7 protein-coding genes are annotated in these 11,723 nt (G+C 71.8%); 4 read left to right on the top strand and 3 right to left on the bottom strand.

Annotated elements, in window-relative coordinates:
* Positions 1-199: 199 nt before the first annotated feature.
* A complete protein-coding gene (locus AB0G79_RS07025; RefSeq protein WP_360801350.1) occupies positions 200-1,204 on the top strand; it encodes a hypothetical protein in 1,005 nt (334 codons plus the stop codon).
* Between the two features lie 22 nt (positions 1,205-1,226).
* Here the strand turns inward: AB0G79_RS07025 and AB0G79_RS07020 are convergent, their stop codons facing one another.
* Both AB0G79_RS07020 and AB0G79_RS07015 read right to left on the bottom strand, forming a co-directional pair.
* Positions 1,227-2,363: a serine hydrolase domain-containing protein gene (locus tag AB0G79_RS07020; protein WP_360801347.1), complete on the bottom strand. Its 1,137-nt coding sequence runs from the start codon at positions 2,361-2,363 to the stop codon at positions 1,227-1,229.
* Positions 2,364-2,487: 124 nt separating this feature from the next.
* Complete coding sequence (locus AB0G79_RS07015; RefSeq protein ID WP_360801344.1) at positions 2,488-2,955, bottom strand: NUDIX hydrolase; 468 nt, start codon at positions 2,953-2,955, stop codon at positions 2,488-2,490.
* A 207-nt stretch (positions 2,956-3,162) separates the two neighbouring features.
* On the opposite strand from AB0G79_RS07015, the gene AB0G79_RS07010 reads away from it, so the two are divergent.
* The 3 genes from AB0G79_RS07010 to pepN all read left to right on the top strand — a co-directional run bounded on the left by AB0G79_RS07010 (position 3,163) and on the right by pepN (position 10,405).
* Entirely contained in the window at positions 3,163-6,483 is a 3,321-nt protein-coding gene (locus AB0G79_RS07010; protein WP_360801341.1) for a S8 family serine peptidase, read from the top strand.
* A gap of 195 nt (positions 6,484-6,678) precedes the next feature.
* Positions 6,679-7,695: an aspartate-semialdehyde dehydrogenase gene (locus AB0G79_RS07005; protein ID WP_360801338.1), complete on the top strand. Its 1,017-nt coding sequence runs from the start codon at positions 6,679-6,681 to the stop codon at positions 7,693-7,695.
* Positions 7,696-7,825: 130 nt separating this feature from the next.
* Positions 7,826-10,405 carry an aminopeptidase N gene (gene pepN, locus AB0G79_RS07000; protein ID WP_360801334.1) on the top strand — a complete coding sequence of 860 codons (2,580 nt, stop codon included), beginning with the start codon at positions 7,826-7,828 and terminating at the stop codon, positions 10,403-10,405.
* A gap of 143 nt (positions 10,406-10,548) precedes the next feature.
* Here pepN and alc read toward each other — a convergent pair whose 3' ends face one another.
* Positions 10,549-11,673: an allantoicase gene (gene alc / locus AB0G79_RS06995; protein WP_360801331.1), complete on the bottom strand. Its 1,125-nt coding sequence runs from the start codon at positions 11,671-11,673 to the stop codon at positions 10,549-10,551.
* Between the last annotated feature and the right edge of the window lie 50 nt (positions 11,674-11,723).

Below are 11,723 nucleotides of genomic sequence, written 5' to 3'. Positions count from 1 at the left end.
TCTCCCGGTCACCGGCGGGGGTCGTGCGCTGCGGCGCGCGGCCCCCGCCGGGCTTTGCGGAGAGCTTCACGGAAGTGCGGGCCGCCGGACCACCCTCATCGGCACTCGAACGCGCGTACTTTAGGACGGGGTTGTCCCGGAATGTCGACGGGCGTGTAACAGGGGTTAGGGCCGCCTCCGGCTGCGGAAGACCCCCGGCATGAACCACAACACCCCCATCACCCCCCGCCCCCTCCCCCTCGCCTCCCGCACCGGGCGACCCCAACGGATCGCTTCCACCGACCAGTTGAGGGCGCAGGGCATCCCCGCCGGCGAGGTCGCCGCGCGCTGCCGCCCCGGCGGCTGGCAGCAGCTCCTGCCCGGCGTCTTCCTCCTCCAGCCCGGCCCGCCCACCAGCGAGGACCGGCTCGGCGCCGCCCTCCTGTACGCCCGCAGGTCCGGCAGCCTCCCCGTCCAGGGCCCCGACGCGATGATCACCGGACTCGCCGCCCTGACCCTGCACCGCTTCGCCTCCGCGCCGCCGCTGACCGCCCTCGACCGGATCGACGTCCTCGTCCCGCGCACCCGGCGGCTCCGTTCGACGGGCTGGGTGCGGGTGGTGCGCGCGCCCGAGAGCCCGGAGCCCGTGGAGCTCACGGGACTGCCGGTCGCCCCCGTCGCCCGCGCCGTCGCCGACGCCGTCTCGGGCCTCACGGACGCGGAGACCGTACGCCGCCTGCTCACCGAGGCGGTCCGCGGCGGGCACTGCGAACCGGCGGCGGTCGTCCGGGAGTTGAGCCGGGCACGGCTGCTCACCCGGCCCCACGTGGTGGACGCGGTGGACACGCTGCTCGTGGAGGGCCGCGCACTCTCCGAGGAGCGGCTGTACGAGATGGTGCGCGAGTTCGGGCTTCCGGACCCGCTGTGGAACGTGGACCTGCGCCTGCCGGGCGGCCCGCACCTGGGCGGCGTGGACGCCTACTGGCCGGACCAGGCGGTCGCCGTCGAACTGGACACCCGGGCGCCCCGGGAGGACGACGACGCGCTGTGGTCGGAGTACACCCGCAAGCGGGAGCACCTGGAGCGGCTCGGCATCACGGTCGTCCACCTGACCCCGCGCAAGCTGCGCGAGGCCCTCGACCAGCAGGCCACGGTGGTCCGTACGGCCCTGATGGCGGCGCCGGACCGGATGCCGTCGGCGTACGTCGTCGTCCTGCCGCGGTGATCCGGGCGGATCGGGACGGAGGTCAGCCGCAGAACTCGGCCTCCAGGACGGCCTGGCTGTCGCCCGTCCAGTCCGCGTTGAGGTTCAGGGCGAGGGAGTGGCGGCCGTCCTTGGTGGTCACGGCCTCGGAGACGGAGCCGTGAATGCCGCCGCCGTGACCCCAGACCTCCGTGCCGCAGCTCAGCTCCTGCTTCATGAGCCCGAGCCCGTACCCCAGGCCGGGGCGTTCGTCGGAGAGCGGGATCGTGTCGGTCATCTCCTTCAGCTCGGCCCCGGGGAGGAGCCGGCCCGAGAGCAGGGCGCGGTAGAAGGTCTGGAGGTCGCGGGAGTCCGAGATCATCTCGCCGGCCGCGTCGGCGATGGTCGGGCTCAGCCGGCTGACGTCGTGGACGGGGGCGGCCGGGTCGTCGGCGGTGAGCTTGGAGTAGGCCGGGGAGCTCGGCTTCGGCATGGAGACGTCGGTGCCGGGGACGCTGGTGGCGCGGAGCTTCAACGGCTTGATGACGCGGTTCTCGACCGCCTTGCCGTACGGGCGGCCGGTCACCGCCTCGATCACCATGCCGGCCAGCACGTAGTTGGTGTTGGAGTAGTTCCAGCCCGCGCCGGGGGCGAAGTCGGGGGCGTGGGTCATCGCGATGCCGACGAGCTGCCGGGGGGTCCAGCGGTCGTAGCGGTGCTCCAGGAAGCCCGGACCGAACACCTTCTCCTGGAAGGCGGGGTCGGAGGTGACGCTGTAGACGCCGCTGGTGTGGTTGAGCAGCTGGCGGACGGTGATCTTCCGGCCGTCGTGGCCGTTGCCCCGGACGACGCCGGGGAGCCACTTCTCGACCGGGTCGTCGAGGTCGAGGCGGCCCTCGGCCTGGAGCTGGAGGAGGACGGTCGCGACGAAGGTCTTGGTGATGGAACCGACGCGGTAGCGGTCGTTCCCCTTGCGCGCGCCCGCCGTGCCGGTCCAGCGGTCGTTCCCCTCACGGGCCTGGGCGACGACACCGGGGACTCCGGCGTCGACCGCCGCCTGGAGGGCGCGCTGGGTGGCGGCGTGGTCCCGCCCGGTCGCGTCGACGGGCGCGGCGACGGCGGGTGCGGCGAGCGCGGTGGCGGTGAGGCCGGCCACGATCGCGGCGGCGACGAGCGTGCGGGTGGTGCGTGCGGCTGACATGCGGACTCCCCTGAAACGCCGCCGTGCGGTGTGCGCGGCGGTCGCAGGGGAGGACCACGGGGCCGGCGGGACGGTTGAGCCGGGTTACGGGGGTTGGGCGTCTTTCAGCCGTTTGGCGGAACCGTCAGCTGCCGGACGGTTCGGTGAGCGCGGAGCGGCCCACCGCGGGCCGGTTGCGCCAGAGGTCGAGGCCGATGTCGACGAGCGAGACGCGGGGCAGGTCGGGGACGCTGTCGAGGGGGTGCCAGGCGGCGAGGTCGGTGGAGCCGCCGGTCTCGGGGCGGAGGGTGCCGCCGGTGACACGGGCCTCGTAGATGATCCGCAGGCCCTGCCAGTCGCCGGGCGCGCGGAGCCCGCGCAACCAGCCCCGCCGGATGGAGTCGATGCCGAGGAGGGCGGTGGGCTCGGTGACGTACCCGGTCTCCTCCTCGACCTCGCGGACGACGGTGTCGACGGGCTCCTCGCCGTGGTCCATGCCGCCCCCGGGCAGCGTCCACCGCTTGTTGCCGTCGCTCGGTACCCAACGGGCGAGGAGGATCTCGCCCTCACGGACGCACACGGCGTAGGACGCCACCCGCAACTCCGTTCTCATGCGTCGAGGTTAGGTCCGGACGGCGGGTAACTCACCCCCCTTGGAGAGGTTTCGTCCCCTGTGGCGCATCGAGAACACTGGCGGGTTTACGCCGCGACGCCAAACCGATACGGGGTAACTCTCCACAAAGACGTGTCACTTACGAAAGGCTGAGCGGTCATCCGGCACCTATTACCGGACTCTTTCCTTTCACCCACAGGGATATAAATGACCGCCCCCGAAACTCGGAGCTCCATACCCGGAGGCTCGACGGCAGGGCACAGGCGCGCGGCGCGCATCGCCGCCGCCGCCGGGCTCGTCGCCGCGCTCGTCGCCACCGGTGCCGCTCCCGTGCTCGCCACCGAGGCCCCGGCCACCACTCCTCCGGTCAAGACCGCGGACCCGGCCGACAAGCTCGGTCCGACCGACGCCCAGCGGCTGACCGAGGCCGAGACGAGCGGCGCGCCGACCGTCACCGTCCTCGTCGCCACCGCCCCCGGCGCGACCGAGCAGGTCGCCGGTCAGCTCGACGCGGTTCCCGGCGCCTCCGTCGGCAAGCAGCAGGACGCGCTCGGCTACGTCCGCGCGACCCTGCCGACCGCCAAGGCCGAGGCCGCCATCGCGGCCGCCGTGAAGCTCTCCTCCGTCCAGGCGATCGACCTCCAGGCCGAGATCGCCCTGGACGACCCGACCCCGGCCGCCGACACGGCGACCGGTGCCGTCGAGGGCACGACCGTCACCTCGACGTACCCGGCCCCGAGCGCGAAGACCCCGGCGAAGAACCCGTACAACCCGTCGCACGAGACGGGCGCGGTCGAGTTCGTCGAGGACCACCCGAAGGCCGACGGCCGCGGCGTGACCATCGGCATCCTGGACTCCGGCGTCGACCTGGGACACCCGGCCCTGCAGAAGACGACGACGGGCGAGCGGAAGATCGTCGACTGGGTGACGGCAACGGACCCGATCACCGAGAGCGACGCCACCTGGCGCCTGCAGAACGCCCCGGTCGCGGGCCCGGTCTTCACCGGCGCCTCGCAGAGCTGGAAGGCCCCCGAGGGCTCCTACCAGTTCAGCCGCTTCGACGAGTCCATCACCAAGGGCGGCGACCCGGCCGGTGACGTCAACCGCGACGGCGACACGGCCGACATCTTCGGCCTGCTGTACGACCCGGCCGCCGGGACCGTCCGCGTGGACATCGACCAGGACAACGACTTCACGGACAACGAGCCGATGAAGCCGTACAAGGACGGGTTCCAGATCGGCTACTTCGGTACCGACAACCCGGCCACCGAGGTCGTCGAGAAGACCCCGTTCGTCGTGGAGATCCGCAAGAACGTCCCCATGGACCCGTACGGCGGTCCCTGGATCGGCCAGAAGCGCGACTTCGTCAACGTCGGCCTGGTCGAGTCCTCGCACGGCACCCACGTCGCCGGCATCACCGCCGCCAACAGCCTCTTCGGCGGCCGGATGAACGGCGCGGCCCCCGGCGCGAAGATCGTCTCCTCGCGCGCGTGCACCTGGACCGGCGGCTGCACCAACACCGCCCTCACCGAGGGCATGACGGACCTCGTCGTCAACCGCGGCGTCGACATCGTCAACATGTCGATCGGCGGCCTGCCGCAGCAGAACGACGGCGACAACGTCCGCGCCCGCCTCTACACCCGCCTGATCGACACCTACGGCGTCCAGCTGGTCATCTCGGCCGGCAACTCGGGCCCCGGCATCAACACGATCGGCGACCCCGGTCTGGCCGACAAGGTCCTCTCGGTCGGCGCCGCCGTCTCCAAGTCGACCTGGGCAGCCAACTACGGCTCGGCCGTCGAGAAGCCGTACGCGATGTTCCCGTTCTCCTCGCGCGGCCCGCGTGAGGACGGCGGCCTCACGCCGACGATCACCGCCCCCGGCTCGTCCGTGAACACCATCCCGACCTGGCAGGCCGGCGCGGGCGTCGCCGAGTCCGGCTACGCGCTGCCCGCCGGTTACGGCATGCTCAACGGCACCTCGATGTCCTCGCCGCAGGCGGCGGGCGCGAGCGCGCTGCTGCTGTCGGCCGCGAAGCAGAAGGGCATCGCCCTCTCCCCGCTGACCCTGCGGACCGCGCTGACCTCCACCGCGAAGCGCATCCCCGGCGTCGCCGCCCACGAGCAGGGCGCGGGCCGCATCGACATCGTCGAGGCCTGGGAGTCGATCAAGGACGGCGCGACCGCCCACGACTACAAGGTCCAGGCGCCGGTCGACACCGCGATCTTCCCGGCCCCGCACACCGGCACCGGTGTGTACGACCGCGAGGGCGGCCTCAAGGTCGGCCAGAAGAAGGTCTACGACGTCACCATCACGCGCACGAGCGGCCCCGCGGGCCCGGTCGAGCACGAGCTGGAGCTGAAGAACAACGACGGCACGTTCCGTCTCCTCGGCGACGACGAGATCGACCTGCCGCTGAACACGCCGGTCACGGTCAAGCTCCAGGCCCGTCCCACCACGGCCGGCGCCCACAGCGTCATCCTGGAGGCCGACGACGAGGAGACCGAGGGCGTCGACAAGCAGGTCCTCAACACCGTCGTCGTCGCGAGCGACCTGGTCGCCCCCGGCTACGGCTTCTCCGCCTCCGGCTCGGTGCAGCGCAACAGCACCAAGTCGTACTTCGTCACCGTCCCCGAGGGCGCCAAGACCCTGGAGGTCGCCATCGGCGGCCTGAAGGCGAAGAGCCAGACCCGCTTCATCGCGATCCACCCGTACGGCGTGCCGGTCGACCCGACCGCCACCACGGGCTGCTACCCGCACTACAACCCGGCGAACACCTGCCGCCCGGACCTGCGGTCCTACGCGAACCCGACGCCCGGCGTCTGGGAGATCGAGGTCGAGGCCCGCCGTACGTCGCCCGACCTGGACAACCCGTACACCCTGGGTGTCACCGCGCTCGGCGCCGACTTCGACCCGGCCGTGCAGAACCTCGCCGAGGCGAAGATCGGCACCCCCGCCCCGGTCCAGTGGACGGTCACCAACCGCTTCGCCGGCATCGAGGGCAAGCTGAAGGGCGGCCCGCTCGGCTCGCAGAAGACCGAGACGCCGACCATCCAGCACCACGAGACGCAGACGAAGACCGTCACCATCGGTGAGGGCGTCGACCGCCTCGACATCGCCATCGGCAACACCTCCGACAAGGCCGCCGACCTCGACCTCACGGTCTCGCTGAACGGCAAGCAGGTCGGCCAGTCGGCGGACGGCGACTCGGAGGAGTCCGTCACCCTCGTGAAGCCGGCGGCCGGTACGTACACGGTCACCATCGACGGCTACGCGGTCCACGCCGAGGGCGGCACCACGTACGACTACAAGGACCGGTACGTCTCCGCCTCGCTCGGCACCGTCCAGGTCGCCGACACGGCGGCGGTCCCGCTGGCCCACGGCGCCACGGCCCCGTTCTCGGCCCAGGTCGTCGTCGCCGGCGCGGCCCCCGAGGGACGCCAGTTCTTCGGTGAGGTCCAGCTGGTCAACGCGCGCGGCACCGTCGCGGGCACCGGCAGCGTCCTGATCGGCGCGGTCACCCCGTAACACCGTACGAACGAGGGGGCGGGCACCGGAACCGGTGCCCGCCCTTCGGCGTCCCCGGCGGTCGGGCGCCTCCCGGTTCCCCGGTGTGACGTGTCCGGCACCCGTCCCGAACCCTGGACAATGGATTGGACAAGGCGCCCGGGCACGCACGCATCATGGCGGCAGCACCCTGCACACACGTACGGAGGAGTCCCCGTGAAGGTCGGAATCGTCGGAGCCACCGGTCAGGTCGGCACAGTCATGCGGAAGATCCTGGCCGAGCGCAACTTCCCCGTGGACGAGCTGCGGCTCTTCGCGTCCGCCCGCTCCGCCGGCACCGTCGTCGACGGGGTCACGGTCGAGGACGCCTCCACCGCCGACTACACCGGCCTCGACATCGTGCTCTTCTCCGCCGGTGGCGCCACCTCCAAGGCCCTCGCCGAGAAGGTCGCCTCCCAGGGCGCCGTCGTGATCGACAACTCCTCCGCCTGGCGCCGCGACCCCGAGGTCCCGCTCGTCGTGTCCGAGGTCAACCCGCACGCGATCAAGGACCGCCCCAAGGGCATCATCGCCAACCCGAACTGCACCACCATGGCCGCCATGCCGGTCCTGAAGCCGCTCCACCAGGAGGCCGGCCTGACCGCGCTGGTCGCCACCACCTACCAGGCGGTCTCCGGCTCGGGCGTGGCCGGTGTCGCCGAGCTGCGCACCCAGGCCTGTGCCGTCGCCGAGAACGCCGACCAGCTCGCCTTCGACGGCGAGGCCGTCGAGTTCCCCGAGCCCGCCGTCTACAAGCGCCCGATCGCGTTCAACGTGGTCCCGCTGGCCGGCTCGATCGTCGAGGACGGCTCCTTCGAGACCGACGAGGAGCAGAAGCTCCGCAACGAGTCCCGCAAGATCCTGGAGATCCCCGAGCTCAAGGTCTCCGGCACCTGCGTGCGCGTCCCGGTCTTCTCCGGCCACTCGCTCCAGGTCAACGCCCGCTTCGACCGCCCGATCAGCGTCGAGCGCGCCTACGAGCTCCTCAAGGACGCCGAGGGCGTGGTCCTCTCCGAGATCCCGACGCCGCTCCAGGCCGCCGGCAAGGACGCCTCGTACGTGGGCCGCATCCGCGTCGACGAGACCGTCGAGAACGGCCTCGCGCTGTTCCTCTCCAACGACAACCTGCGCAAGGGCGCGGCGCTGAACGCCGTGCAGATCGCGGAGCTGGTCGCGGCCGAGCTCGAGGGCTGATCCACCGGAGTTCTCCGAAGGGGCGGCACCCGCACGGGTGCCGCCCCTTCGCCGTGGAAATGTACGGTGCGCCTCCGCCTCACCCCGTGGAAAGATGGGCCAAACGTCACGAAACCTAGGAGTTGACCGGGTGCCTGGTACGAACCTGACCCGTGAAGAGGCCCAGCAGAGGGCGGCCCTGCTGAGCGTGGACGCGTACGAGGTCGAACTGGACCTCACCGGTGCGCAGGAGGGCGGCACCTACCGGTCCGTCACCACCGTCCGCTTCGATTCCGCCGAGGAGGGCGCCGAGACCTTCATCGACCTCGTCGCCCCCGCCGTCCACGAGGCCGTCCTCAACGGCAAGTCGCTGGACGTCGCGGCCGTCTTCCGGGACTCCCGGATCGCCCTTCCCCGCCTGAGGGCCGGGCGCAACGAGCTCCGTGTCGTCGCCGACTGCGCGTACACGAACACCGGTGAGGGCCTGCACCGCTTCGTCGACCCGGTCGACGACCAGGCCTACCTGTACACCCAGTTCGAGGTGCCGGACGCGCGGCGGGTCTTTGCCTCGTTCGAGCAGCCCGACCTGAAGGCGACCTTCCAGTTCACCGTGAAGGCGCCGACGGGCTGGACGGTGATCTCCAACTCGCCGACCCCGGAGACGCCCAAGGACGACGTGTGGGTCTTCGAGCCGACCCCGCGCATCTCCACGTACATCACGGCGCTCATCGTCGGCCCGTACCACGCGGTCCACTCCTCGTACGAGAAGGACGGCAGGACCGTTCCGCTCGGCATCTACTGCCGTCCGTCGCTGGCCGAGTTCCTCGACGCGGACCACATCTTCGACGTGACCCGCCAGGGCTTCGACTGGTTCCAGGAGAAGTTCGCGTACGACTACCCGTTCGCCAAGTACGACCAGCTCTTCGTGCCGGAGTTCAACGCGGGCGCGATGGAGAACGCGGGCGCGGTCACCATCCGCGACCAGTACGTCTTCCGCTCGAAGGTGACGGACGCGGCGTACGAGATGCGTGCCGAGACGATCCTGCACGAGCTCGCCCACATGTGGTTCGGCGACCTCGTCACCATGGAGTGGTGGAACGACCTCTGGCTGAACGAGTCGTTCGCGACCTTCACCTCGGTCGCCTGCCAGGCCTCGGTGCCGGGCACCCGCTGGCCGAACGCCTGGACGACCTTCGCCAACCGCGAGAAGACCTGGGCCTACCGCCAGGACCAGCTTCCGTCGACGCACCCGATCATGGCGGACATCACCGACCTGGAGGACGTGCTCGTCAACTTCGACGGGATCACGTACGCCAAGGGCGCCTCCGTCCTCAAGCAGCTCGTCGCCTACGTCGGCGAGGACGAGTTCTTCAAGGGCGTGCAGGCGTACTTCCAGGCGCACGCCTTCGGGAACACACGCCTGTCCGACCTGCTCGGCGCGCTGGAGGAGACCTCCGGGCGCGACCTGAAGACCTGGTCGAAAGCGTGGCTGGAGACGGCCGGCATCAACATCCTCCGCCCGGAGATCGAGACCGACGAGAACGGCTCCATCACCTCCTTCGCCGTCCGCCAGGAGGCCCCCGCGCTGCCCGCCGGCGCCAAGGGCGAGGCCGTCCTGCGTCCGCACCGGATCGCGATCGGCTTCTACGACCTCGACGCGGCCGGCAAGCTGGTCCGCACCGAGCGCCTGGAGCTCGACATCGAGGCGGCCGAGCTGACCGCCGTGCCGCAGCTGGCCGGCAAGGCCCGCCCGGCGGTCGTCCTGCTCAACGACGACGACCTGTCGTACGCCAAGGTCCGCCTCGACGAGGTGTCCCTGACCAACGTCACCGCGCACCTCGGCGACTTCGCCGAGTCCCTGCCGCGCGCGCTGTGCTGGGCCTCCGCCTGGGACATGACCCGTGACGGCGAGCTGGCCACCCGCGACTACCTGGAGCTCGTGATCTCCGGTGTCGCCAAGGAGTCCGACATCGGCGTCGTCCAGTCGCTCCAGGGCCAGGTCAAGGCCGCCCTGGAGCAGTACGCGGCGCCGGAGTGGCGGGCCGAGGGCCTGGCGCGCTGGGGCACCTTCGCGCAGGAGCAGCTGCGGGCCGCCGAGGCCGGCAGCGACCACCAGCTCGCGTGGGCGCGCGCCTTCGCGGCGACCGCCCGCACGGAGGCGGAGCTCGACGTCCTCGCGGGGCTGCTCGACGGCTCCGAGGTCATCGAGGGCCTGGCCGTCGACGCCGAGCTGCGCTGGGCGTTCGTCCAGCGGCTCGCGACCACCGGCCGCTTCGACGAGGCGGAGATCGCCGCCGAGCTGGAGCGCGACCGCACGGCGGCGGGCGAGCGCCACGCGGCGACCGCCCGCGCGGCCCGTCCGACGGAGGCCGCGAAGGCCGAGGCGTGGGCTTCGGTCGTCGAGGACGACTCACTGGCCAACGCGGTGACCGAGGCCGTCATCGGCGGCTTCGTCCAGTACGACCAGCGCGAGCTGCTCGCCCCGTACGCGGCGAAGTACTTCGCGGCGATCAAGGGCGTCTCGGAGACCCGCAGCCACGAGATCGTCCAGCAGATCGTGGTCGGGCTCTACCCGTCGCTCCAGATCTCGCAGGAGACCCTCGACGCGACCGACGCGTGGATCGCCGAGCACCAGCCGGTCCCGGCGCTGCGCCGTCTGGTCACGGAGTGCCGTGCGGGCGTCGAGCGCGCCCTGAAGGCGCGCGCGGCCGACGCGGCGGCCGCCGCGTAGCGGTCGGCTGTACGAGGACGGGGCGCCCTCCCCCCGGAGGGCGCCCCGTCGTCGTACCCCAGGAGGGCGCCCCGTCCTCGTCCCCCAGGAGGGCGCCCCCGTCCTCGTACCCCCGCTCGCGCCGAGCCGGTCGGCGCGGTGCGTCAGCCGGTCAGCGCCGCGTACCGGGCGCGCAGGCCGGCCGCGCCCTCCTTGGTGAACGAGCCGTGGAGCCGCATGCGGGCCACGCCGCCGTCGGGGAAGGCGTCGAGGCGGACGTGGGTGACGACGGCCTGGGCGTCGAGGCGGAAGCGGTGGAGGGTGTCGGGCTGGAGGCGGGTGCGCGGGATGATCTCGAACCACTCGCCCGTGTCGCCGTTGCGGCCCTGGAGGGCGATCCACCCCGCCGAGTTCCCCTTGAGGTAGGCGGTGTCGATCTCGACCGCGCGGACCGCGCCCTGGGCGGGGAGCCGGAAGCGGACCCAGTCGTTCGTGTCGCGTACCCGGCGGCGGCGGTTCTCCCAGCCGTCGTCCATCTTGCGGGAGGTGCCGGGCAGGATGATCTGCGTCGGCGAGGAGTAGAAGCGGTCCGAGGCGTCCTCGTACGACCCGCCGTTGAGTACGGAGATCAGGTCGACGGTTCCGAGGAGCTCCAGCCACTCGGGGTCGGGCACGACCTCGCCGTGGACGCGGAGGCGGGCGACGCCGCCGTCCGGGTGCTGGCAGAGGCGCAGATGGGTGAAGCGCCGCTCGACGTCGATCGCGAAGCCGTTGGCGGCGTGGCCGCGCACGGGGGTGGGCGGGACGAGCTCCTCCCACTTCGCGTCGAGGAGTTCGGCGGGGCTGGGCGAGCCCTCGACGGCGGTGGCCTGGACGCTGATCTTCTGCGGGTAGTTGCCGCGGAAGTGGGCGGTGTCGACGACGATGCCGCGGATGACGCCGGGGGCGCCGAGGCGGACGATCGCCCAGTCGTGGTCGTCGGGGGCGGGGAAGACGTGGTCGGCGTCGGCGCCTCGGCGGCGGCGGGTCTCCCAGCCGTCCATGATCTTGCCCTTGTGGCCGAAGCGCTCGGGGTCGAAGACGGCGCGCTCGCGGACGAGGAGGTTCTCGCGCTCGGCGAAGAACTCGTCGTTGGCGGCGATGACTCCGGCGCCGAGGCGGCGGTCGGCGAGGTCGACGAGCTCGGTGAAGGGGAAGTCGCCGGCGCGGTAGTCGGCGTACGGGTCCCCGCCGGAGTAGGGGGCGGCGTCGTTGGCGTGCGGGTCCTGGTCTTCGAAGGTCGTCGTCATGTCCTCCACTCTGCGGGGGACGGACCCATGCGGTCCATCGAATGTTTTCG

The organism is Streptomyces sp. NPDC020807 (genome assembly GCF_040641575.1).
Classification (GTDB): Bacteria; Actinomycetota; Actinomycetes; order Streptomycetales; family Streptomycetaceae; genus Streptomyces.
This window is presented reverse-complemented; position numbering and strand designations above follow the sequence as displayed.